General features: G+C 66.1%; 20 protein-coding genes. 13 read left to right on the top strand and 7 right to left on the bottom strand.

Annotated elements, in window-relative coordinates; all coding sequences use genetic code 11:
- Positions 1-15: 15 nt before the first annotated feature.
- On the bottom strand, positions 16-882 hold the full coding sequence (locus tag GXN78_RS35370; protein ID WP_106560389.1) for a fatty acid desaturase: 867 nt from the start codon (positions 880-882) through the stop codon (positions 16-18).
- A 129-nt stretch (positions 883-1011) separates the two neighbouring features.
- On the opposite strand from GXN78_RS35370, the gene GXN78_RS35365 reads away from it, so the two are divergent.
- The 4 genes from GXN78_RS35365 to GXN78_RS41710 all read left to right on the top strand — a co-directional run bounded on the left by GXN78_RS35365 (position 1012) and on the right by GXN78_RS41710 (position 5833).
- Positions 1012-2595 carry a rhodanese-like domain-containing protein gene (locus GXN78_RS35365; RefSeq protein ID WP_106560390.1) on the top strand — a complete coding sequence of 528 codons (1584 nt, stop codon included), beginning with the start codon at positions 1012-1014 and terminating at the stop codon, positions 2593-2595.
- A gap of 324 nt (positions 2596-2919) precedes the next feature.
- Positions 2920-4188: an alpha/beta hydrolase gene (locus tag GXN78_RS35360; RefSeq protein WP_181360676.1), complete on the top strand. Its 1269-nt coding sequence runs from the start codon at positions 2920-2922 to the stop codon at positions 4186-4188.
- A 324-nt stretch (positions 4189-4512) separates the two neighbouring features.
- Entirely contained in the window at positions 4513-5400 is an 888-nt protein-coding gene (locus GXN78_RS35355; protein ID WP_343231050.1) for an SDR family NAD(P)-dependent oxidoreductase, read from the top strand.
- 88 nt (positions 5401-5488) lie between these two features.
- Complete coding sequence (locus GXN78_RS41710) at positions 5489-5833, top strand: DoxX family protein (protein WP_219910122.1); 345 nt, start codon at positions 5489-5491, stop codon at positions 5831-5833.
- Between the two features lie 236 nt (positions 5834-6069).
- On the opposite strand, the gene GXN78_RS35345 is transcribed toward GXN78_RS41710, so the two are convergent.
- From GXN78_RS35345 to GXN78_RS35325, 5 genes are all read right to left on the bottom strand, one after another.
- A complete protein-coding gene (locus GXN78_RS35345; protein ID WP_106560393.1) occupies positions 6070-7815 on the bottom strand; it encodes a hydantoinase B/oxoprolinase family protein in 1746 nt (581 codons plus the stop codon).
- A gap of 19 nt (positions 7816-7834) precedes the next feature.
- Positions 7835-9883 carry a hydantoinase/oxoprolinase family protein gene (locus GXN78_RS35340; protein WP_106560394.1) on the bottom strand — a complete coding sequence of 683 codons (2049 nt, stop codon included), beginning with the start codon at positions 9881-9883 and terminating at the stop codon, positions 7835-7837.
- Between the two features lie 28 nt (positions 9884-9911).
- Positions 9912-11291 carry an amidohydrolase family protein gene (locus GXN78_RS35335; protein ID WP_164256226.1) on the bottom strand — a complete coding sequence of 460 codons (1380 nt, stop codon included), beginning with the start codon at positions 11289-11291 and terminating at the stop codon, positions 9912-9914.
- Between the two features lie 132 nt (positions 11292-11423).
- The gene (locus GXN78_RS35330; RefSeq protein ID WP_106560396.1) at positions 11424-11900 is read right to left on the bottom strand and encodes a VOC family protein; all 477 of its coding nucleotides are present in this window, start codon (positions 11898-11900) and stop codon (positions 11424-11426) included.
- Between the two features lie 37 nt (positions 11901-11937).
- On the bottom strand, positions 11938-12969 hold the full coding sequence (locus GXN78_RS35325; RefSeq protein WP_106560397.1) for a CDP-6-deoxy-delta-3,4-glucoseen reductase: 1032 nt from the start codon (positions 12967-12969) through the stop codon (positions 11938-11940).
- Between the two features lie 217 nt (positions 12970-13186).
- On the opposite strand from GXN78_RS35325, the gene GXN78_RS35320 reads away from it, so the two are divergent.
- From GXN78_RS35320 to GXN78_RS35300, 5 genes are all read left to right on the top strand, one after another.
- Positions 13187-14152, top strand: a complete 966-nt coding sequence (locus GXN78_RS35320) for a fumarylacetoacetate hydrolase family protein (RefSeq protein WP_181360677.1) — start codon at positions 13187-13189, stop codon at positions 14150-14152.
- Between the two features lie 104 nt (positions 14153-14256).
- Positions 14257-15954: an AMP-binding protein gene (locus GXN78_RS35315; protein WP_106560399.1), complete on the top strand. Its 1698-nt coding sequence runs from the start codon at positions 14257-14259 to the stop codon at positions 15952-15954.
- The gene (locus GXN78_RS35310; protein WP_106560400.1) at positions 15951-16550 is read left to right on the top strand and encodes a VOC family protein; all 600 of its coding nucleotides are present in this window, start codon (positions 15951-15953) and stop codon (positions 16548-16550) included. Before GXN78_RS35315 ends, GXN78_RS35310 begins: the two co-directional genes overlap by 4 nt.
- Positions 16550-16804, top strand: coding sequence for a hypothetical protein (locus GXN78_RS42305; protein WP_106560401.1), 255 nt, complete (start codon positions 16550-16552; stop codon positions 16802-16804). The genes GXN78_RS35310 and GXN78_RS42305 overlap by 1 nt, the downstream gene beginning before the upstream one ends.
- A complete protein-coding gene (locus GXN78_RS35300; RefSeq protein ID WP_106560402.1) occupies positions 16801-17988 on the top strand; it encodes an FAD-dependent monooxygenase in 1188 nt (395 codons plus the stop codon). Before GXN78_RS42305 ends, GXN78_RS35300 begins: the two co-directional genes overlap by 4 nt.
- A gap of 11 nt (positions 17989-17999) precedes the next feature.
- On the opposite strand, the gene GXN78_RS35295 is transcribed toward GXN78_RS35300, so the two are convergent.
- Complete coding sequence (locus tag GXN78_RS35295; protein ID WP_106561506.1) at positions 18000-19229, bottom strand: IS110 family transposase; 1230 nt, start codon at positions 19227-19229, stop codon at positions 18000-18002.
- Between the two features lie 416 nt (positions 19230-19645).
- On the opposite strand from GXN78_RS35295, the gene GXN78_RS35290 reads away from it, so the two are divergent.
- The 4 genes from GXN78_RS35290 (at position 19646) to GXN78_RS35275 (ending at position 24534) form a co-directional block, all read left to right on the top strand.
- Positions 19646-20131 (top strand): thioesterase family protein, encoded by a 486-nt coding sequence (locus GXN78_RS35290; RefSeq protein ID WP_106555489.1) that lies wholly within the window; start codon positions 19646-19648, stop codon positions 20129-20131.
- Between the two features lie 82 nt (positions 20132-20213).
- Entirely contained in the window at positions 20214-21968 is a 1755-nt protein-coding gene (locus tag GXN78_RS35285; protein WP_219910063.1) for a DUF1302 domain-containing protein, read from the top strand.
- A gap of 17 nt (positions 21969-21985) precedes the next feature.
- Positions 21986-23374: a DUF1329 domain-containing protein gene (locus GXN78_RS35280; RefSeq protein ID WP_106555491.1), complete on the top strand. Its 1389-nt coding sequence runs from the start codon at positions 21986-21988 to the stop codon at positions 23372-23374.
- A 65-nt stretch (positions 23375-23439) separates the two neighbouring features.
- Positions 23440-24534 carry a YCF48-related protein gene (locus GXN78_RS35275; RefSeq protein ID WP_164256223.1) on the top strand — a complete coding sequence of 365 codons (1095 nt, stop codon included), beginning with the start codon at positions 23440-23442 and terminating at the stop codon, positions 24532-24534.

Below are 24534 nucleotides of genomic sequence, written 5' to 3'. Positions count from 1 at the left end.
GGCAGCCCGCTTTTTTTACCAACGAGGATGCACCGGCTCGAACACCGGCCGGAACAGGAAGCGGCGCGCGATCTCGCCGTAGCCGCGGTAGTAGAAGTGGCCGTTGGCCGCCAGCACCGCGGCCCTGTGGCGACGGAAGTGGATCGGGATCTCGTACCACGGCATCGTGGGCGCGCGATGATGCACGTGGTGCAGGTTGTTGTAGAGGTAGAGCAAACCGAACAACAGGTTCGACTCGAGCATCATGCTGGGGTAGACGAAGCACAGCACGTAGGTGCCCGGGTCTATGCCGCAGACCTGGATCACGTAGAAGAGCACGGGCGCCACGCTGAAGGCATGCGTGAGCCACATCCGGACGCGGGGTGCGTCCCCTGCCCAAAGACGTGCGGCCTCGCCGCGCGCCAGCTCGGCCAGGCACAGCCAGGGGCCGACCGTCATCCGGAAGGCAAGCGTCTGATTGGCGCCATAGACCCGCCGCCGCCATGGCCCGTAGCCCTGCCAGGCATGCGCGGCGTGGTAGACGCTCTCGGTGTCCTTGTGCGGATGGGTCAGGTGGAAGTTGACGTGGTGCGCGCTGTGGCTGCTGTGGTAGAGCGGGTAAGGCAGCCACAGGTTGATGGGCGGCCTAACCACCGCGTGCCGCAGCCAGCGCGGCAGGTGGCGCATGGCATGGATGCTCTCGTGCTGCAGCGAAGAATGGAGCTGGCCCAGGCAGCCGCCGAGCAGGAACAGCAGCCAGGCCGGCAGCGAGCGATGCCACCACAGCAGCGCGGCCCAGGCGGCGTAGAGCGCGGCGGCGAGCAGCAGCGTGGGGGTTTCGTAGTGCAGCCACCAGGCGGCGCGCGGCGGACGGATAGAGGAGGGGTGGACGGTCGTCGTCATGGCACGGTCATGGCACGGGCCGCGCCGATCTTAGGAAGGCCTGCCCTCTTCGCATGCGCCCGTTGCGCATGAGGACATGCGCAAAGCTTCGTTGCCGGGAATGCGGGGTCGTTCTAGATTCGAGGTCTCTTGAACGACGAAGCCATCTCCCCCGGCACCCTGCAGGCGCTGTTGCTCGGCAACTCGGAGCTCGCGCTGCTCGACGTGCGCGAGGCGCGCTGGTTCTGCGAAGCGCATCTCAACCTCGCGCGGCTGGCGCCGCTCTCCACGCTCGAGCTGCAGGTCGGCGCGCTGGTCCCGCGGCGCACGACTGAGCTGGTGCTGTACGACGACACCGATGCGCAGCAGGGCCCGGCCGCGCGCGCGGCGGCGCTGCTCGAGCGGCTCGGCTACACGCGCCTGCGGCGTCTCGCGGGCGGCCTGGACGCGTGGCGCGCGCAGGGCCTGCCGCTCATCGACGGCTACGCCACCCTGGTCAAGGCCTTCGGCGATCTCGCCCGCCTGCACTACGGCACGCCCACCCTGTCGCTGGCCGAGTTCGAGCGGCGCCGGCGCGCGGGGCAGCCCACCACGCTCATCGACGCGCGCCCGCGCGAGGAGTACGACTTCCTCTCGATCGAAGGCGCCGGCAACTACCCGGGTACCGAGTTGGCGCTGCGCGCCTTGCCCGAGGGCGAGCCCGATCATGTGTGGGCGGTTAACTGCTTCAGCCGCACGCGCGGCATCATCGGCGCCACCACGCTGCGGCTGCTGGGCGGCGCCAACGCCGTGTTCCTCGAGGACGGCGTGATGGCCTGGGGCCTGCGCGGCGGCGCGGTGGTGCAGAACGCCCGCCCCGTGGACGACATCCCGACCGAGGCGCCCGAGCTGCTGCGCGCCCTGGCCGATCGCCTGATCGCGTGCCATGGGCTGCCGGTGATCGATGCGGAAGGACTCGCACGGCTTTCGGCCGACGAGGAGCGCTCGCTCTATCTGTTCGACCTTCGGCCGTCGCCGCCGTCACCCGCGCAGCCCGGCGTGCGCCGAGTGGCCGGCGGCCAGCTGCTCATGCATTTCGAGAACCTTGTGGGCACGCGCCATGCGCGCATCGTGCTGGTCGACGAGCCCCACCGGCTGCGCGCGGCCGTGACCGCCTACTGGCTCGCGCAGCTGAACCAGGCCGAGGTCTTCGTGCTGTCGGGCGAGCTACCCCTGCTGCCGGCCCCTGCATCGGCGCAAGCGGCGGACGACCCGGACCCGGGCCTCGCGCCCGATGCGCTGGCGCAATGGATCGAGCGTGGGGATGCCGAGCTGCTGGACGTCGGCCCCAGCCTCGACTACGAGAAACGCCATCTGCCGGGCGCACGCTTCCTGCTGCCCGCATCGCTCGCACCGCTCGAGCCCCTGCTGGCTTCGGGTCGCCCGGTGGTCTTCAGCTCGCCCGACGGCGCCGCCGCCCGTTTCGCCGCGCGCGACGCGAGAAAGCGCTGGCCCGCATCGGCCTTCGCCTGGCTGGCCGGCGGCACCGAGGCCTGGGCGGCGGAGGGCAGGCCGGTCGAGTCGGCCTATGCGCCGCATCAGCTGCTGACCCCTTTCGACGACGACTGGGGCTCGGTGATGCGCGTCTTCGGCCCGCGCCGCGACGAGGTCTGGGCCGACTACCTCGCGTGGGAGCGCGGCCTGAGCCGCCGCGTGCTCGAGGATCCGGCGGTGCGCTTCCGCTTCTTCGATTGAATCGGCGGGCTGGGAGCGGGCCCCGTCGCGACCGGATTCACGCGGCGGGCTCTGCAGGCCAGAACAGCAGCGCTCGCAGCTACATGCTGCCGGTTAAGGCCCATCCCGGCGGGCGACGGGAGCAGTTGCCATCTGGGCACGCCCGCCCAGCACCTGAACAACTCGCGTCCCACGCCTCAACAGGGCCGATGTTCTTGCATTTAATTAACATCCATCATAATATCTGCGCGCTGCGTGGATTTGGCGCTCATCGGCGGGTGGCTATCTGTGGCGCCTCGCCTGTGCGTCATGTCGACGTCAGCTACATTGAAAGGATGCGCATCGATGGAGTCGAATACAGCCACCGCTGACCGGGTCGAAACCCGCCCTACTGCGGGATTGAGAGGCGCATCGTGGGACTCGAAGCTTGTTCCCGCGTCGTTGCAAACCAAGGTGATGCCGGTTGCCACCGCCGACGGCGCGCAAGTCGTCGGCTATCTGCATGCCTGTGGGGGCGAACAAGCCGTGGTGATGATCATGCACCCGCGCGAGCTGCTTGTGACGCACTACATGGTCCCCGCGCTCGTGCAGGCGGGCTACGCGTGCTGGGTGCAGGGTGCGCGCACCGTCGGCAATGACATCCGGCTGGAACACGAAGTGGCCTTGCTTGATGTGGCCGCTGGCGTCGGCCAATTGCGCTCGCTGGCCTTCAAGAAGATCGTCATGCTCGGCAATTCCGGGGGGGCGCCGCTGTTCGCCTTTTACAACCAGCAGGCCCTGACCGATTCCGGCCGCCGTCTCGGAAGCACCCCCGGGGGACGGCCGGTCAAGCTGGCCGACGTGGTCATGCCGGAGCCGGACGGCTTCGTCTTCGTCGCGCCGCACGGCGGCCAGGGCGCCCTGCTGATGAATTGCATCGATCCTTCGGTCGTGGACGAGCGCGACCCTCTGTCGGTCGATTCCAGCCTCGATCCGTTTAGCGAGGCCAACGGCTTCAGGCCGCGCCCGCAGAGCGCCCAATATGCGGCCGAATTCATGGGCCGCTATCGCGCGGCCCAACGGCGCCGCGTGGAACGTATCGACGCGGCCGCCAAGGCGATGATCACCGAACGCATGGCGGCCCGCGGACGCAGCAGGGCGGGGCGGGGCAATCGGCGCGACGACATGGCCGGCGCCCTCAACGCCATCTTCCAGGTCTGGCGAACCGACGCAGATCCGCGCGCCTTCGACTTGACGCTGGATCCGTCTGACCGTCGCTGGGGAACCGTCTGGGGCAGCGATCCCATGGCTTCCAACCTCGGCGCGGTCGGGTTCGGCCGCATATGCACGCCGGAAGGTTGGCTCTCCACATGGTCCGGCCTGTCCTCCAACGCGTCTTTCGAGCGCTGCGGCGCCAGCGTGCAGCAGCCCAGCCTGGTGATCTACTACACCGGTGACAACACGGTGTTCCCCAGCGATGTCACTGCCATCTTCGAGACCCTGGCGACCCGTGAGAAGCAGCGCATCGACGTGAAGGGAAACCATCACGGGCACGCCCTGGCTGCCGGCGAAGAGCTGCCGCAGTCAGTGGCCGTGCGCGCTGTGGTCTCATGGCTGGATGAGCGGTTCCGCTGATCATCGCGACTCATGAAACACACTGGCAACACCATCCTGATCACCGGAGCCAGCGTGCTGGTCATGCTCGCGGAATCGGCGCGCCAAACCAGTGAATGACGCGCATCTCCAGCTCCCTGCGTTTCCGGATGCTTCGGCTTCGGCTTCGGCAAGCTCGGGGTGCACACTCCGCTTGCTGTTTGACAGTGGTATTAATTAGCACTACGATCCCTCGACAGTCGTGCACTAGAACCGCCGATACGGCCACGGGTACCCCTTCCAGGAGACAAATCGATGCAGAGCGAAAGGTGTTCAGAGTTCAGCAGCCAGACGACGGCCTTGGAGGTGGCCAACGGGCACGACCTTTCGAACAGGACGGCCATCGTCACCGGCGGTGCCGGCGGGCTCGGGACGGAAACGGCGCGCGCGTTGGCCAGTGCCGGCGCGCAGGTAGTGCTTGCCGTTCGCGATGCGGCCGCGGGCGGGCGCGTGGCACAACAGTTGCGAGCCGAGTGGGGCGTGGCGGCAAGCGCCGAGGTGCTGGATCTCGCCAGTTTCGCGTCCATCCGGACGTTCGCAGAGCGCTGGGGAAACCGGCCGTTGCACCTGTTGATCAACAACGCTGGCGTGATGGGCGGGCCGCTGGCCTATACCGCTGACGGCTTGGAGAAGCACATCGGCGTGAATCACTTCGGGCATTTCCTGCTCACGACGCTGCTGGTGCCTGCCTTGGAGCGCGCAGGCCCGTCGCGGGTGGTGCAATTGACCTCGGGCGGCCATCGTCCCTGGCCGGTGGATTTCGACGACATGCACTTCCGCACCCAGGCCTACGCGCTCTTCGCCGCTTACGGCCGCAGCAAGGCCGCCAACGTGATGTTCGCGGTCGGTTTCCAGAAGCGCTTCGGGCCGCGGGGCATCACGGCCAACGCAGTGATGCCCGGAGTGATTCGCACCGAACTCATGCGCGACCTCAGCACGGAGGAAAGCACCTTCCTGTTCTCACGTGTGGCCGGCCTTCCGATGAAGACACCGCAACAAGGCGCGGCGACCAGCGTGTGGGCTGCAGTTGCCGACGAACTGGAGGGGGTTGGCGGTCTCTGCCTGGAGGATTGCGCGGTGGCAAAGCCGGCGCAGGATGACTCCTCCTCCGGCAGCGTGGCCGCCCACGTGCTGGACCCTGAACGGGCCGACCGCCTGTGGTCGGTCTCCGAGCGAACCACCGGCATCGCTTGAGGCCTGTTCCGTCGCAGCCTGCTGCGACACGCCAGTTCCCGCGCCCGCGTCGAACTGCATTCTTACGACACCGCACACGGAGAGATTCTTGGCAATCAGGCTATCGCCCCGAGTCCTGTTCAATGGCCTCCTGTTTGCCTTCTTTCTCTTGGGCGGATTCGGTAACGTCTTTGCAGCGGATCAGATCCTCGAGGACTACGTTCGTTGGGGCTATCCGGGCTGGTTTCACTATGTGAGCGGGGTGCTGGAGATGTCCACGGCGGCGCTGCTGCTCTTTGTGCGAACACGCATCGCTGGCGTGTTGGTCGGAACTGCAATGATGGTTGCGGCGGCGGGCACAGTCCTTCTTCATGGCGAATTCCTGCATGCGATCGCGCCCGTGGCGGTGTTGATCCTGCTGCTTGTGAATGGCTGGCTGGCGATGCGGCCTTGAATCAGAACCCAGTTCGCTTTTTTAATTGCGCGGTATAGCGGGCGCCTTGCACGGTCATCTGCGCAGCGGCGTCCTCGATGTCTGCGAAGTCCCGATCGGTGCCGGACCTGCCCGGCCTGGATCAAATCCCTGACGGCGCCGCCCATGTCCTCCGCCACCTCCGGGACGTGCGCGGGCCGGCTGTCAGTTCCGGCCAGCCGAGTGGCGCGGTTGCTTCATCTCGTTCGATCGTCCGGTCAGCTGCCGTTCCGGCCGCGCAGGGCGCTGGTTTCGCCTGGCAGCAGCTCGCCTCGCGCGTCCAGCGCCACCGCATAGTCGCGACGCGCGCCCTCGACGCTCACATAGCCCCGCTTGACATCGAGCGCGACCCGTTCCGGCTCGCGCAGGTTCGATGTGCCGTAGCCGCCGCCACCCGAACTCAGCACGCGAAGCCTGTCGCCGGCCTGCAGGTCCACAGAGGCTTTCATCTTGCGTTCCGGCGACGTGCCGGGCCGCTCGATGGTCGTGATCGGCACGGCGCCGTCTGCGCCGCCCTGGATGCCCCACGGCGCACATCCGGCCCGATCGAAGTTCAGCTGCGCCGTGCAGGGCGCCAGTGCGCGGATGACCTTCTCGTACCCGGTGCCGCCGCGGAACTGGCCAGCGCCAGCCGAGTCCGGGCGCACTTCGTAGTGCTCGAAGCGCAACGGATAGAGCTGCTCGATCGCCTCGATCGGTACGTCGAGCGTGTCGCCGTGCGCCATCGTCTTGTAGGGGCCGGGCCCGTCGTGCCCGGCCGATGCGCCCCAGCCGCTGTGGGTGCCCAGAAGCGCCAGAAACAGCTCACCGCTGTCTGGATGGCGTCCTTCGAAGACGTGCGAGCCGAAGTTGGCATGATGGCCGCCCGCCACGTGTTGCGGCAGCGCCGGCTCCATCGCGCGCAGGATGGTGTCGATGACGGTTGGCAGCGGTGGGCTGTACATCGACATCGCCGCGCGCCCGCTCGCGCTGAGGAACTTTCCATCCGGGATTTCCACGTGCAGGGGACGATAGCTGCCGTCGTTCGAAGGCTCGTGAGGCGCGCACAGATACTTGAAGGCGATGCGCGCCGCCGTCGTGGCCCCGCCGAAACGGCCCGAGTTGATGGAGCCCTTGACCTGGTCGGCCACGCCGGACAGGTCCACGGTCATCTCATCGCCGCGAACACGCACTACGACGCGGATGGGCACCGGCTTGCCGAGTTCCAGGTTGTCGTCGTCCAGGAAGGAACTCGCCTCGTACGTTCCGTCCGGGATGCGCCGTATCGCCTCCCGGGCGGCCATCTCGGACCTGTGCCAGGTCAACTCGACCGCAGCGCGGAGGGTCGGTAGCGAATATTTGCGGACCAGCTCGGCGATCATGTCGCGGCCGAGCAGGCAGCCGGCCAGTTGCGACTCGATGTCTCCCATCAGCATGCGGGGAAAGCGCGAATTCAGTTCGATCGTCCGGTACATGTCCGCGACCGGCTTGCCGTCCGACCAGAGCTTGACACTGCGGAACTGCATCCCTTCCTGGAAGATGTCGGTGGTGCCTACCGCCGCGGCAGAACCGACGGCCCATCCGCCGATGTCGATCCAGTGCACGATCACCGCCATGAACGCGACCAGCTCGGCGTCGACGAACACCGGCGTGTACATGATGACGTTGTTGAGGTGCTGGCCCATCGTGCCGGCATGGTTGGAGATGAGCACGTCGCCCGGCCGGATGCCGTCCCGCCCGTGGACGGCGAGCCCATCGCGCACGCCCACGCCCAGCGCGTCGGCGACGAACAGCGGTATCCCGCCGCCGGATTCCGAAATCAGGCGGCCTTCGGGGTCGACGATGCCGACGGCGTAATCCTTGAATTCGAACACCAGCGGGCTGTACGCGGTGCGGGTGATGTTGAGCTCGATCTGCTTGGGGATTGCCTGCAGGCTGTGGCGGATGATCTCCGCGGTGATCGGGTTGATGTCGGTCTTGGACATGAGTGGCACCTCCCTGCCTTTAGTGGAAACGAATGTGGATCTCGCCCAGGCGACCGATCTCGAAGCGGTCGTCGGGACCCACGACGGTCGTCGATCCGTACTCTTCGATGATCGCGGGTCCCGCGTGGGCGAAGCCAGGGGGCAGCGTGTACCGGCTGAACACCGGCGTCTCGAGTCGGCGTCCGCGCTCCGCGAAGTACACCGGCCGGGTGCGCGCCGGCCCCGGTGGCGAGGCCGCCACCTTGGGCGCCAGGAGGGCGAGATCGGGGCGTTCGACGTCCGCGAACGCGGTCAGTACCAGCGCGACGGTCTGGATGGGTGCGCCCTCCTCGACGTGACCGTAGCGGCGCCGGTAGATCTCCTCGAACTGGCGCCGGATGCCGTCGACGCCGTGCTGCGACTCCAGCGGCAGGCGCAACGAGTGCTTCTGACCGCGAAAGCTCAGCTCGACCTGCTGCTCGAACCGCAGCCGTGCGCCGGCGAAGTCGCGGGCCAGCGTGTCGGTCATTTCCACCTGCATGTCGAGGAAGCACGCACCCATCTCGTCGATGGAGCTGGGCTCCAGCAGCCGCAGGAATGTGCGCGCCTGGTCGACGCGGGCCTCGGCCAGGAGCATGCCGAGTGCCGAGAAGTTGCCTGGCTCCGGTGGAATCACGAGGTGCGGGATCGACAGCTCGCGCGCCAGCGCGGCCGTGTGCAGCGGCCCACCGCCGCCGAACGCCACCATCGCGAAGTCACGCGCGTCGTAGCCGCGTTCGATCGTGATCTGCTTGATGGCCGACGCCATCGTCAAGGCGCCGATCGACAGGATGCCCTGGGCCATGTCGTCGACCCCGCCCGGTCCTTCGAAGCCGAGCTGGCTGGCGAGCCGCGCGATGGCGTCGCGCGCCCCCGACTCGTCGAGCGGCATCTCGCCGCCGAGGAATGACGAGGGCGCGATGCGACCCAATACCAGGTTAGCGTCGGTGACGGTCGGCTCCGTCCCGCCGCGGCCGTAGCACACCGGGCCGGGCGTGGACCCGGCGCTGCGGGGCCCCACGTGCAGGCTGCCTTGTGCGTCCACCCACGCCACGGAACCGCCGCCGGTACCCACCTCGACGATGTCGAGCACGCCACCGCTGACCGGGAAGCCGCGCTCGTAGCCGCCGACGTAGTAGGGCGACTTCACTTCGAAACGGCCATTCTCGAGCACTGCGCACTTGGCGGTGGTCCCGCCCATGTCGAATGCGATCACCCGCTCGAGGCCGAGTTCGCGGGCGTACACGCCTGCGCCGATACAGCCGCCGACAGGCCCGGACTCCACCAGCATCACCGGGCGCTGCTGCGCCATCGCGGCCGAGAACACCCCGCCGTTGGACGCCATGAGGAAGAACGATTTCGTAAAGTCTTGCGCCGCGAGCCGGTCTTGCAGCCGGCCCACGTATTGCTGAAGCTTGGGGCCGACATAGGCATTGGCCACCGCCGTGGACGTGCGCTCGTATTCGTACCACTCGCGGCTCAGCTCAGTGCCTGCGCACACGTAGACGCCGGGCAACCGCGAACGCAGAATCTGCGCCGCGCGCTGCTCGTGAGCGTCGTTGGCATAGGCATTGATGAACGACACGGCCACCGCCTGGACGCCCAGCCGCTTCAGCTCGTCGGCGACGCGTTCGAGCCCGGCCTCGTCGAGGGGTTGGAGGATCTCGCCGCGCGCACCGACGCGCTCGCCGACCGTGAATCGCAGCTCGCGTTCGACCAGCGCCGGCTCACGCTCGTAGCGCAGATCGAAGGGGATCGGGCGATTGCCGCGGCGGATTTCGAGCACGTCGCGGAAGCCGCGCGTCGTCACCACGGCGGTGAGCGCGCCGTTGCGCTGCACGTAGGTGTTGATGACGAGCGTGGTGCCGAACTTGACGCTGCCGGTGCGCGACAGGTCGATGTCGGCCTTACGCACGCAATCCATCACCCCGTCGACGAATTCGGTGTAGTTGGTCAGGCTTTTTGTGTAGACGACCCGGCCGGTGTCGCGGTCGTAGGCGGCGAGGTCGGTGAAGGTGCCGCCGGTATCGGCAGCGACGATGTAGGTCAAGGCAATCTCCTGTTCAGGCTGAGCGCATTCAGCGCACGATCGGCCAGCGGGACGGCACGTTGAAGCCGGCGCGTGCGACCAGCGCGTCGGCGGCGGCTTGCACCCGGTCCGACAGCGCCGTTTCGTCGATGAAGGTCGGACGTCCTCCTTCGATGCGGATGCTGCCGTCGACGATCACCGTCTCCACGCTGCGCCCGTCGGCGTTGTAGACCAGGTTGTTCACCGGATTGAGGATCGGGCGCCATTCCGGGCGACGCGCGTCGAACAGGACGATGTCCGCTTTCTTGCCGGGTTCCAGCGAGCCGATGTCCTTCTCCAGGCCCAGGACGCGCGCGCCGTCGATGGTCGCCATCTCCAATGCCTTCTCCGCCGGAACGAGGCGCGTGTCCTCGCGCGCATCCTTGTACAGCGTCGCGGCGAGGTACATCTGGCGCATCGTCTCGGCCACGCCGAAGTCGCTGGAGTCGGTCCCCAAGCCGACCACCACGCCCTGCGCCAGCATCTCGGGCAACTTGCCGATCGCGGTCGTCCCGTAGCCGCAGCGCAACGAGGTCCCCGGGCAGGCCACGGCCCGCGTCTGCGTGCGCGCCATGATCTCGATTTCCCGGTCACTCACACGCAGGGCGTGGCCGAGCAGAACATTCGGCCCGACAACGCCGAGCTTCTCCAGGTATTCGACCGGGCGCATGCCATGCAAGCGCAGGCTCTCATCGACATGGACCTGTCGTGCTGACTGGTGGAAGGTCATGCCAACACCATGCGTGTCCGCCAGCCGCTTGCTGGCCACCGCCAGCTCTTCGCTGCACGCCGTGGTCGCATAGGCCAGCATGACCCATGCCGTGACGCGGTCGCTGCAGCGACCGTTGTAGCGCCTGATGACCTGTTCCAGCTCGGCCAGTGCTTGCGGCGTCGGCACTGTCCGGGTCTGGACCTTGTTGGGTACGTCGGTGACGTTGCGGCCCATGATGACCCGCGCGCCGGTTTCCTCGTAGGCCTGGAAGGCGGGATCGAGCCGCGGGGAGTCGCCCGGATTGAGGATCGTCGTCGTGCCGTACTTGAGGTGTTCCGTGAGGCACGAGAGCACGCCGAGATACTCCTCCTCCTCGCTGATCGCATCGCGCACCGAGCAGAAGTCCTCCACGTAGGTCGGGCCGATCTCGTCGAGCATCATGCCGCGCATGATCTGGGGGTAGAGGTGATCATGCGCGTTGACGAATCCCGGCGTGACCACCTTGCCCCTGGCGTCGATCACTCGGTCGGCGGCGACGTCTTGGAGCTCGGCGGCGGGTCCGATGCGACGGATCCGTTGGCCCTCGACCAGCAAGGAGCCATTCTGGATGATGCGGCGGTCACGATCGAGCGTGAACAGGTAATCCGCATGCTCGATCTTGAGCGTCTTCTGAATCATGGGGTAGCTTCGGCTGATGAAAGATACGAATGTGACTTTCCACGGCTGCGCGAAGCGCATCCGTGCGTGGGTCTTGCGGACGCGAAGCGCGGCCGGCAGGTGCCGGCGGCGCTTCGCGGGAGAGGGATGCTCCTAGGTGACGTCGCCGAAGGCGAAGAAGTCGTCCGTCAGGTTTCCCGGGTAGTACTCGATCTCCCACCAGTTGTGGTCCAGGTCCTCGAACAGGAGGGTGTAGGCGCCCCAGGATTGGTCAGCCGGCGGAACGACCTCGCGGATACCGTACTCGTCCTTGAGCTCGATGCATTTTTTGTAGGCCTCGTCGACCTCTTCCTTCGTGCCGACCTGAACGCCCCAGTGGTTGGCGATGCCCTGCGGCCGCGGCGCCTGTCCGAAGGCGAGCACTACGACGTGGAAGCGAACGCCCAGCGCGAAGATGACGCTCTCGGGAGCGATCTGCACGCAACTGAGGCCGAGGAACTCCTCGTAGAACCGCCGGCTCTTCTTGAGGTCATAGGATTCCGCCGTGCCGTGCGTCAGCAGCATCGACTTGACGACCGGATTGGGGTGTGGGCGATGTTCCCACGTCAGAACTTCGGTGGTTGCTTCCATGATTTCATGTCTCCTTCGGATGGGCGTGATGGGTACTTCAGGCCGTCGTTGCCTTCTCGGCAAGATCGGCTTCATTGAGGAACGCGTCGGCGAAAAACTGCGCTGCCGGCAAGTCGCGCAGGTTCACGAAGTCGCGTCGTGCGGCATCGACCATGGCGGGCGCGCCGCACGCATAGGCCTGCATGCCTGACAGGTCGGGGAAATCGGCCATGACGGCCTGATGAACGAATCCGGTGCGGCCTTGCCAGTGATCCGACGGCAGGGGCTCGGACAGGACCGGGACGAAGCGCAGCCGCTCGTGCCGCTCAGCCCACTGCCGGGGCTCGTCGGCCAGATAGAGGTCGCCGCGGCTGCGGGCTCCCCAGTAGAGCCAGATGTCGCGCTGGGTTTGCGCTTCCAGCGCGCGCCCGAGGAGGGCACGAATGGGGGCATACCCGGTTCCGCTGGCGACCAGGATGATCGGCCGGTCGCTGTCCTCGCGCAAGAAGAACGTGCCCAGCGGCCCGCGGATCGTGAGGGCGCTGCGCGCCTTCATCGCGCCGAACACATGATCGGTGAAGCGCCCACCGGGGCAGTGCCGGATGTGCAGATCGAATTCCCAGTTGCCGGCCACCTGCGGTACGGTGGCCAGTGAATAGCGCCTGGCTTCGCCATCGGGCAGTAGAACTTCGAGGTACTGGCCTCCCAAGTAATTCAGGCTCTTGCGAGGAGGCAGCCGCAGCGTCACGACCATCACGTCGGGCGCGGCGAGCCGCATCTCGGACACGATCACGCGCTGGACCTCGATCTTCCCGACCAGGGACACCTCCTGCGCCTCGATCACCAGATCGGTGAGCGGCATGGCCTGGCAAAGCAAAGCAAAGCCGGCGTCCTCCTCCTGCGCAGACAAGGAAGAGAATTTGTGCTTGACCGAGCCTTCGACCACGCGTGCGCAGCAGGTCCGGCAGATGCCGCTCGAGCAGCTGTACGGCAAACCAATGCCGTTGGCCAACGCGGTACCCAGCACGGTGCGGTCCGCTTCCACCGAAAAACTTCGATCACTCGGTTTCAGTCGGACGGAGAAACTCATTCTCGGCACCTTTCCATGACATGGGGCGCGAGCATAGCCATCATTGATAGGGATGTCAATGATGGTGATGCATTGAAAGAGCGCCGGGCAATTCCTCTTGACATACGCGAGCGGCGCCTGCTTCAGGTGGCTGGTGGCTGCCGAGAAGCTGATGTGACTTGACGTATTGCCATCCCAATTAAATACTGAGGCATCAGAGACAAAGAAGGAGTTGGGCATGTCGTACCGGTTGTTGAGCTTCGAGAAGGGTGGCGTCGCGCGCGCCGGGCTGGCCGTGGGAGAGCGGGTCTTCGACGCGGCGGACGCGACCGGGCTCCAGCGGTACGACGGCTTGCTGGCGATCCTCCTTGACTGGGAGGTTGCCGAACCGGCGTTGAGGCAGGCGGCGCAGCGCGCGCAGGCCGGCCTGCTCGATCAACCATCCACCTCGCTGGAAGAAGTCCGGCTGCTCGCTCCCCTGCCGGGCTCCACGACCATCTTCGGGGCGGGTGCCAACTATCAGGATCACGTCGAGGAGATGGCGCGAGTCCTGTCTCAGCCGGTGGGTCTCAACGCGAAGCAGCAGGGGGAGAGCCCGTTCCACTTCGTCAAGACCGGCCGGAACGCGCTGGTTGGTCCAGGCGCTGACGTGGCCATGCCTGGCTATTCCGTGCGCGTCGACCACGAGATCGAACTCGCCGCCGTGATCGGCAGGGCGGCGAGGAACGTGAAAGTGGAGGAAGCCCTCGCGCATGTCGCCGGCTACACGATTGCGAATGATCTGTCCGCGCGCGAGGTCGGGCGTCCCTTGACGCCGCAGGGATCGCCTTTCCACTACGACTGGATCACGATGAAGTGCTTCGACGGGGCGTGTCCGTTGGGTCCGTGGATCGTGCCCGCGGCGCAAGTTGGTGACCCGCAGCGGCTGGCGATGAAGCTCTGGGTGAATGGCGTCCTGATGCAGGACTCGAGCACCGATCGCATGATTTTCAGCGTGGCAGAGCAGATCGCGTGGCTGTCGACGCGACTGACGCTGCAACCCGGGGATCTGATCCTTACGGGCTCGCCGGCAGGCGTGGGTGTGCCGCACGGGCGGTTCCTGAAGGCGGGCGACACGGTGAGCTTGTGGATCGAGCGCATCGGCGAGATGTCCCACCGCATGGTTGACGCCGTCGATGTGAGTTGCTCAATCAAAAAGAATTGACAGGGCAGATAAATATCGACTAATCTTGCGTCAACATCGAGAGCAGACCGGATCCCCGATCAGTGGGCCAACACGGACGATCTGCGCCACCAGGAGATAAAGCAATGATTGGAGTGAAGGTCCCGATCCCGGGCGTCATCTATCCGCCCGTCGAGCGCCTGAAGCGCTATGTCGAGGGCGGAGAACTCGAACTGGAGACGTTGGTGGATGCGCTCAGCGCCTCCTTCTCCGCGAACGCCGGCCGTACCGCGCTGGCCACGGATGAAGGCGACGTGTCGTACGCGCAGCTCGACGACATCACCGATCGCTTCGCAGGGGCGCTGCTCGGGCTCGGCCTGGAGCCATTGGACCGGGTGCTCTTCCAATGCGGCAACTGCAAGGAGCTGGTCTACGCCGTGGTGGGTTGCCTGAAGGCAGGGCTCATTCCGGTCTGTACGCTGGCCGTGCACCGGGAGCACGAGATCGTCTATCTCGGCTGTCACACCGAGGCGCGCGTGCATATCGTGCAGGGCAACGACCCGAAGTTCGACCTGATCGACTTCGCGCTCAAGGTCCGGCCGCGAATCCCGACGGTGCACCATGTCATTTCCATCGGCGGCGAGGGCAAAGCGGGCGTGCTTCGCTTCGATGACTTGGTGTCCGCTCAGGAGCGAGGCAGCGCACGCGAGTCCCTGCGCAGCGTCCCTCGCGATCCCTTCCAGGTCGCCGTCTTCCAGCTCTCCGGGGGTACCTCCGGCGTGCCGAAGGTGATACCGCGCATGCACAACGACTACCTGCTGAACGCGCGGCTCACGATCGACGTGCTCGGATATGCCGTGGACGACGTGCTGTTCATGCCGATGCCCATGATCCACAACGCCTCGATGATCTGCTTCTGGCTGCCCTGTCTGCTGGCCGGTGCGTCGTTCACGATTCCGAGGGACCTGACCCCCGAGGCCTGGGGGCGCATCTTCCGCGAGAAGAAGCCCACCTTCATCGGCTTGATCCGCCCGCTTCTGCCGCGTCTCGAAGAGATGTTGCAGAAGGACTATGGCTCACTTGAGCGAGTGCGCGGCAGCTGGTCGCCGGACGGCGCGCGGCTCGTGCGCGAGAAGTACGGCATTCCGAGCCTTGCAATGTTCGGGATGACCGAGGGCATGAATCTCTACTGTCGCGAAGGCGATCCCGACGAAGCGCTCGACTGGACCATCGGCCGGCCGCTGTCCCGGTTCGACGAAATCCGATTGGTCGAGCCGGGCGGCGATCGGGAAGTGGCGCTCGGCGAGGTTGGCGAGCTGACCTGTCGGGGGCCGTACACGTTGAGCGGCTACTACAACGCTCCGGAGCGCAACCAGCAGGCCTTCACCGAAGACGGCTTCTACCGCAGCGGCGACCTCCTGGTGGAACGCATGATCGGCGGAAGGCGCTACTACGCCTTCGCCGGACGCACCAAGGATGTGATCGACCGCGGAAACGAGAAGGTCAACTGCGAGGAAGTCGAAAACGCGGCGTCCACCCATCCGGCCGTGTCCGGCTGCGCCGTCGTTGGCATGCCGGATGCGGTGCTCGGTGAGCGGATATGCGCGTTCCTTGTCATCAAGGAGGGCGAGTGCGCACCCTCCGTCGTCGAACTCGGACGCCACTTCGAGGTGCTCGGCCTAGCCAAGTTCAAGTGGCCTGAGCGCATCGAGGTGATCGAGGCATTGCCGGTGACGAAAGTCAACAAACTCGACAAGGCCGTGCTTCGCAGCGCCATCCGGGCCAAGTTGGCCGAAGAACAAATAGCCCAGGCGGCCTGGGCTGCGGGAGTGAACGCAGCATGACAACCCCTCAATTGATGCTCAATGGGGTTCACCATTCGGCGCGGCCCACCTGGAGGCTGGCCGAGACGGTCGCGTTCTACAAGGATGTACTCGGTCTCCCATTGGTGCATACCGTATCAGCCCGCGGTTGGGGGCCGGCCGACCATCCGGACTTCCTGCACTTCTTCTTCGACAGCGGCCAGGGCAGCACGATCGCCTTCTTCTACTACCTCGGCAACGACCAGCCCGAGCACCTCGTGCACCGGCCTGAGTACGACAACGACGCCAACCATACAGCGTGGAAGGTCGAGACACGCGAGGAGCTGATCGCTTGGCGCGCCCGCCTGGAAAGCCGAGGCGTTCCGATCCTGTACCAGATCGAACACGAGGTCATCGAGTCGATCTACTTCCGCGACCCCAACGGCTATTACCTGGAGATCACGAGGCCGCTGCGGACCTTCAACGAGATCGATGCGCACGACGCGGAGCTGACGCTGCGAGCCGCGGTCGAGGATGAAGCTGCGCAGCGGACGGCGGGCGGCCGCCAGCGGAGCATCGAATCCGTGTGGCGTGCCAAGGGTGAACTCGTGTCGCGAGAGTTGCCGGAGTCGCTCTGATGGTCACCGTCTTCGTTCCGGATATCGCCGAGTTCGAGCCGCTGCTGAAAGCCGCGGCAATGGCGGGCTGCCGAGTCCGCAAGCCGGTGCACGGGTACTGGCGCATCGAGGCCGAGCGCGTGCTCGAGTTCTCGCGCAAGGAGCTCGGCCTGGGTCCTGCGTTGTGGAATAGCGCCTTGTCCGGTGGATTCCGGGGGCGCATCACCGAATACGGGCGCGATGTCATGCGCATCGAAAGCGAAGGCGCGCCATGAAGATCCATGTGATCGGGGGCGGCCCGTCCGGCTTGTACTTCGCCTTGCTGGCCAAGCGCCGGTTCGCGGGTGCCCGGGTCGAGGTCTTCGAACAGAATCCGCAAGGTGCCACGTACGGCTTCGGTATCGTGCTGGCGGACCGGGGACTCGACCGCCTCCAGCGGGCCGACGAAGCATCGTACGCGGCCATCGTGAAGGCCTCGTTCTTCACGCGCCATCGGGTCATCAAGCACCCTGGCGAAACCATCTTCATCGATGGCGGAGGCTACGGTGGGGCCATTGCTCGGCTGCGCCTGCTGCAGATTCTGGAAACGCATTGCCAGGCCGCGGGCGTCCGTCTGCATCATGGCATGCGCATCGACGACCTCGACGACCTCGACGCCATCGAAGACGCCGACCTGGTGGTGGGGGCCGACGGTGTGAACTCAGTGTTGCGCAAGCGCCATGAGGCGGCGTTCGGCACCACAAGCTGGATGTTGACCAACAGGCTTGCCTGGTACGGCACGGAGAAGCATTTCCCCTATCCGGTGATGTGTTTCCGTCGGTACCGCGGCGGGCATTTCGTCGGCGTCGCTTACCCGTACAGCGAGCGCATGAGCACGTTCGTGGCCGAGTGCGACGCCGGTACCTGGACTCGGCTCGGCCTGGACGCGATGAGCGACGACGAGCGTCGCGGGTTGGCCGAGCAGGTGTTCGCGGAGGAACTGGGCGGCTGTGCGCTGATCAGCAACAAGTCGCTCTGGCACAGCCTGCCGGTGGTGCGCAGTACGCAGTGGTCGGTCGGACACCGTGTCCTGATCGGTGACGCGCTGCACAGTGCCCACCCGAGCATCGGGTCGGGTACCCGCATTGCGATGGAAGATGCCATCGCGCTGGCCGACGCACTCGCGAGTTCGCCGGCCGACATGCGCAGCGCGTTGGCGACCTTCCGCCTGGCGCGCGAACCCGCGAAGGCCAAGCTCGTGGCCGCCGCGGAAAAGAGCTTCATGTGGTACGAGAGCTTCCCGGCCAAGGTGGACGCGCTGGATCCGATCCCCTTTGTCTTCGACTTCCTGACCCGAACCGGCCGGGTCGATGCGGCCCGGCTCTACGCCGAGTACCCGCGTTTCATGAAGCGGTACGGCGCGAACTTGCCGGACCCGTCGCGCACTTTCGCGTGTGACCGGGCCGAGGTGCGCCAATGAGACATCCTGGGTCAACCTCCCTCGCTGGAAGCGAGCTTGAGGGCGCCAAGATGGCGCGCTGGGTCATAGGGAATGCGGTCGGTCCATGCGCGCCAGATGACGCGCAGCCAAGCTCGCGCGAGGATGCGGATCGCATGGGGGTGATCGCAGCCGCGGGCACGCGCTGCGGCGTAGATGGAGCGTGCCCAGTCGTTGGCGTGACGCGAGTTGTCGGCCAGGCAAGTGATGGCCTGGCGCAGGCGGTGATTGCAGGCCCATCGGAAGGCCACGCTGCGGGTCTTGCCGGACTGGTAGGTCACTGGGACGGCGCCAGCTTCAGAGGCCAGCTGATCGAGCGTGGGGAAACGCTCGCGCACATCACCCAACTCGGCCAGGATCTGCGCGGCGCAGACACGGCCGGCCCGCGGGAAGGACATGATGATCTGCCCGTCGGGCAGCGACTCGACGAAGCGCTCGATGCGTCGCGTGAGTTCGGCGATCTGTTCGACCAGCGGCTGCAGCACCGCCACCATCGAGCGCACGAGCTGCCCAGCAGCCTCATTGGTGAGGGGGCCGGCCAGGCCCGTTGCGGCGCTGTTGAGCCGCACCAGCAACTCGGCCGGACTGCGGCGTCCGCTGTAGTGCTGGCTGCGGCAGAACCGGTTCAAGGCGGCCTCGCTCAGCCGGGTGGCCGACACGGCCGAGGGATAGCGCTTGAGAAACGCCAACCCGATGGGCGAAGTGATGTCGCAGAAGATGCAAGCCGCGCCGGGCCAGAAGGCCTCGAGCGTGCTGCGCAGTTGGTTGCCCAGTGCCACGCGGGTGGCCACCAGATCGTCGCGCGAGCGCACCAGCGCACGCAGCGCGCGGATCGAATCGGACTGCGGCGACAACTCCCCCCAGCGGTGGCCGTCGGTGCGCAGCAGGTCGGCCAGCAGGTAAGCATCGGAGGCATCACTCTTGGCGCCATGGCTGCGGTAGCGCGGACGGCTGGCCTTGACCGCGTTGGGATGAATCGGAAAGACACGATGGCCGGCCTCGACCAGGGCGTCGACGATCAGGCCCGAAGGCCGCTCGATGGCGATGCGCACACGCGCGCCGAAGCGAGCCAGGCGTCGCATCAACTCGGCCAGGCCCTCGCGATCGTGGGCGATCTCGAAGCGCTCAAGCACACGGCCTGTGATGTCGACGACACACACCGCATGGGTGTGCACGGCCCAGTCCAGGCCGACAAACACGCTGCTGCAAGCATTGGTACTCATGGACAGACTCCTGGAAGTTGCGGTATGACTGCCCGTGTCGGAAGGCGCGGCGGGAAGCTCATAAATTGGCGCTCCAGCTGGGTAGGCCTGGCGCTACATCCTGTGGCCCGTCGTGGCCTTCCGGCACCCTGCGGGCTGCGGGTCTCATTCGGGCCTTTGAAAGGCAAGCGCACTAGGCAGTCACCGCAGGGGCACGGAAGTCGGTCGATACCTTCGGTTGTTCTCCTCGACGGCGTCAATGCCGCACACACGCAAAGTCCTCGCGCTGAACACGGGTTGACCACCGGGTGCTTCGCAGTTGTGGACAACACGCTTCGTGGCCTGACAAAGGGCCAGCGCGTTGTCCACAACCAAGCCCGGTGGACAACCCTGCGCCGCAGCACTTCGGCGGCCTTCAACCAAAGAGAGCTTGCCTTATGAGCGCGCTCGAAGCGTCGGCGTCGCCGGACACCGGCCTGGTGCGGATGCGGCGGCGCGTGAGATGGGGAGAGTGCGATCCGGCCGGCGTGGTCTACACACCGCGCTTCTGCGACTACATCGTGGAAGCGCTGGACGCTTTCATGGAGCGCTTGCTGGGTGTCCCTCTGCAGCAGCGCATGGCCGAGATCGATCTCGGCACGCCCGCGAAGGCGATGCAGTTCGTCTTTCACCACTCGCTGCGACCCGACCAGGAGTTCGACATGCGCGTCTTCGTCAGCGACATCCGCGTGCGCAGCTTCGACCTGGCCATGGAGGCGCGGGACCTGGAGGGCCTGCGCTTGTTCGATGCGCAGTTCAGCGCGGTGTGCGTTCACCGGGCGGTGCGCGAGTCTCGCCCGCTGCCGGCCGTGCTCAGGGAGCGGCTGGAGGCCTATCGGGCCAGCTTCCCCTTCGGCAACGACGAACTCGACATGCCGCCGTAGCCCCAAGCCCGGACAACCGACGCGGCAGGTCACTGAACGCGATCGCTGTTCGATCCTCAGGAAGTAAGAGATTGGAGACAAGATGAAACCGATGAAAGAGCGGCAGCGGAAGCGTGCGAGCAACCGCGCCCACGCCCGCCGTCGCATGCGCCGAGCACTCGCGCTGCTGACGTGCTGCGGAGCGCCACTGGGGGCCTCCGCCATGCCGCTGGAGACAGACAATCCCGATCTGTCGGTGCGCTGGGACAACACGGTGCGCTACAACCTCGGCGTGCGCGCGCAACGGCAGGACTCGGCGGTGCTCAACAACACGAGCTACGACGACTCCGATTCGAAATTCGGGCGCGGGGACGTCGTCACTCACCGGGTCGATCTCCTGAGCGAGTTCGATGTGAAGTACAAGCAGCGATTCGGGGGGCGCATCAGCGGGGCGGCCTGGTACGACCACGCCTACCGCAACACCGAAGTCAAGTCGAACCCGTTGTTCACGGTCCCCGGGTTGGGCAACCTGAGCGGCGCTTACCCCGGAGATCGTTACTCCGCGTACACCCGGCGCTGGAACCGAGGTCCCTCCGGTGAGCTGCTCGACGCCTTCGTGTTCGGCCGCTTCGACGCCGGCGCCACGCCGGTGGACGTACGTCTGGGCCGTCACAACGTCTACTGGGGGGAGTCGTTCTTCTCCTTCGTTCATGGGGTGTCGTACTCCCAGGGCCCGGTGGACCTGCGGAAGCTCTCCACCACGCCTGGCGTGGAGATCAAGGAACTCTATCTGCCGCAGGCCCAGGCGTCGGGCGAGGTGCACCTCACGGACAACCTGAGTGTCGGCGCGCAGTACATGCTGGAGTGGGATCCGTCGCGGCTGCCCGATGGCGGCACCTATCTGGGCGCAGTGGACTTTTCGTCGCTCGGTGGCGGCACCTATGTGATCAACCCGGCGTCGGCGAACGCAATCGCTGGCAGGTTCGGCATGCCCCCGGGATCGATTGCCGCCGTGCCATTCCTCGGCGTACAAGACCGGCCCCGGAACCGGGGCGACTGGGGCGCCAAGGCGACTTGGCGACCCGAGGCACTCAACGGAGCGCTGGGCTTCTACTACCGCGAATACACCGACCGCTTTCCGCAGTACGTGCAGGGCGGCCTGCAGCCGTCGGGCTTTCCCACCGACCTGCGCTTGTCCTACCTGCCCGGTGCAAAGCTCTTCGGCGTCAGCCTGAGCAAGGAGATCGCAGGGCTGAGCCTGGGCTCCGAGATCGTCTATCGCAAGAACACTGGCTTGGTCAACGGCGCGGCCACGCTGGCCGGCGCCGAGCCGCGCGGCAACACCTGGCATGCGCTGGTCAACATCCTCGGGCTCATGCCGGGCAACGCGCTGTTCGACAGTGCCACCTACATCGCCGAGCTGACCTACAGCCGCCTGGACAAGGTGACTAGCAACGGGGCCAACTACGCCGGCGTGGGCTATCCGGGCTGCCCGACGGCTGACAAGTGGGACGGCTGCGCCACGCGCGGCGCCTGGGGAATCGCGCTGCGCTTCGAGCCTGTCTGGTACCAGGTCTTCAGCGGCGTCGACCTCAAGGCGCCGATGTTCCTGCAAACGGGCCTGAAAGGTAACTCGCCCGTGCCCTTTGGCGGAAACCAAGGCGCGGGGTCCTACAGCCTGGGCCTCACCGCCGAGGTTCGCGGCAAGTACAGCTTCAGCCTTCAATACAACGGCTATCTGCTCAAGACAAAACAAGGGCTGGTCAATGGCATGCCGGCGGTCAGCGCCGTGAACGGCCTGGGCAATACCTTCGCCGACCGCGGCTGGGTCTCGCTGACCTTCAAGACGACGTTCTGAGTTGCAAGGAGACAAACATGAAGAAGTTCGCTCGCTGGTCCGCCTGTGCGCTGGCGCTGGCCGCCGGCCTGATCCACGCCGGCGTCACGCCGGAAGAGGCCAAGCAGCTCGGCACAACGCTCACGCCGTGGGGCGCCGAGATCGCAGGCAACAAGGACGGAACCATTCCGCCTTACACCGGTGGCCTGCGCAAGGCGCCACCCGACTATCAGCCGGGGAGCGGGTTCTACCCGGATCCCTACAAGGACGACAAGCCCCTGTTCACGATTACGTCGAAGAACATGGCCGAGCACGCCGAGAAGCTGACCGAAGGACAGAAGGCATTGCTCACGCGCTACCCGGATTACCGGATGGACATCTACCCCACCCACCGGTCGGCGGCGATGCCGCAATCGGTGATCGATGCCACGGTGAAGAACGCCACACGCGCCCAGACGACGGGCAACGGCCTCGGCATCACGGGTGCGGAAGGGGGCCTTCCGTTCCCGGTGCCCAAGAACGGCTATGAGGTGATGTGGAACCACCTGCTGGCCTATTCCGGAGAAGTGGTGGAATTCACCTCGAGCAACTACTACGTGGACCGCACCGGCCGCCGGACACTGACCGGCACTTCGAACATGCGCTATGAGTATCCGTACTACCAAGCGGACAACCCGGAGCGCAACAGCATCTACCTCAAGCAGAACACCAACGCAATTGCGCCGGCAGCGCTGGCCGGGCAGCAGTTCATCCTGGTCGACCCGCTGGACTTCACGACGGCCGATCGCCGCGCCTGGCAGTACGTGCCCGGACAGCGCCGCGTCAAGGTCGCACCTGAACTGGCCTACGACACGCCCTACTCCGCAGGGGCGGGCATGGTCACATTCGACGACATCGGGGTGTTCTCCGGACGGATGGATCGCTACGCCTTCAAGCTGCTCGGCAAGAAGGAGATGTACCTCCCGTACAACGCCTACAAGCTCTACCTGTCCCAGCAGACCAACGACCTCGAAAAGGGCATGGCCGTCACCGGGACGCCGAAGTTCCTGAATCCGGACTACATGCGGTGGGAACTGCACCGTGTCTGGGTGGTCGAGGCCGAGTTGCTCGACGGAAAGCGGCACCTCTACAAGAAGCGTGTCTTTTACTGGGACGAGGACAATCCCGGGACGGGCATGTCCGACCAGTACGACAACGCCGACAAGCTGTTTCGCGTCAGCATGTCGCTGCCGATCCAGCTGTACGACAAGGACATCGCGTATGCATTGCCCTGGCTGGTCTACGACCTGTCGAACAATGTCTATGTCATGTGCGGCATGGCGGGCAACGGTCCCCTCAGGGCCGGCCTGAACGGTCCGGGCTCGGCGCCGACCTGGACCAAGCGCGACTGGTCTCCGGAATCAATGGCGGCGCGGGGCGTCCGATAGCCATGACGGGCTGTTGTGCTTCAACGCGCGCCCTGACCTGCGGCAGCGAACCGGCCGGCTCCGTCATGGGCGCACTGCATCGGCGGCTGGCGCGACTCCAGGTGCATGTCCGGTCTGCGCTGTGGGCATTCGTGATGCTGCTGCCTGCGGCAAGCAGTGCGCACGTCGTCCTTGAACCCATCGAGATTCCGGCGACCGCAAGCCGGCTGGCGGTCAAAGGACCGATCAGCGCGGTCGCGGCAGCCGGAGACCGGATCGTTGGTGTCGGGGTCCGTGGTCATATCGTGTACTCGGACGATCGTGGCCAGACCTGGGTACAGGCGCGCGTGCCAGTCAGCGTCGACCTCGTGAGCGTGCAGTTTCCGACCCCGATGGTTGGTTGGGCGACGGGGCATGATGGTGTGGTGCTCAAGAGCATCGATGGGGCAAAGACCTGGACGCTGGTGCTCGATGGACGGCGCGCCGCACAGCTCATGGCCGACTACTACGCGGCGCAGCAAGCCACGGGTGACGCGCGCATGTCCGCGGCACTCGCCGAGGCCCAGCGTTTCGTGAAGGAGAACGGCGCACGGCCGTTTCTCGATGTCTGGTTCAGCGGCACGGATGCGGGCTTCATCATCGGCGCCTGGGGTGTCGTACTGCACACCACCGACGGCGGCAAGACCTGGACGCCTTGGCTGCATCGCGTCGAGAACCCGGCCGGTGCCCATCTCTACGCGATCCGCGCCGTTGGTTCGCAACTTTGGATCACCGGCGAACAGGGCTTGCTGTTGAAGATGGATTCCGCCGGTGAACGCTTCGCCAGCAGCCACGCGCCCGAGGGCGCAAGTCTGTTCGGTGTGCTGGGCAAGCCGGACTTCGTGCTGGCGTATGGCCTGCTTGGGCGAGCCGTCGTGTCACGTGACGGCGGCAAGACCTGGGAACAGCCATCCGGTCTCGGCTCGTCCTCGCTGACGGGAGGCACGGTGCTGGCCGACGGCCGCGTGATCCTGGTCGACGGCCGCGGTGGAGTCTGGGTGAGCCGCGATGATGGAAGAAGCTTCGCTGCCTGGAACGCAGGCGCCTTGCGGCCTTACACCGGCGTGATCGATGCCGGCAACAACACTTTGGTTCTGGCAGGTCTGGGCGGCGTGCGTGCGCTCAGCAGCGCCACACCTTGA

It is taken from the genome of Variovorax sp. WS11 (assembly GCF_010499245.1).
Classification (GTDB): domain Bacteria; phylum Pseudomonadota; class Gammaproteobacteria; order Burkholderiales; family Burkholderiaceae_C; genus Variovorax.
Note: the sequence above shows the minus strand (reverse complement) of the source record. Positions and strands in the feature narration are given on the sequence as shown.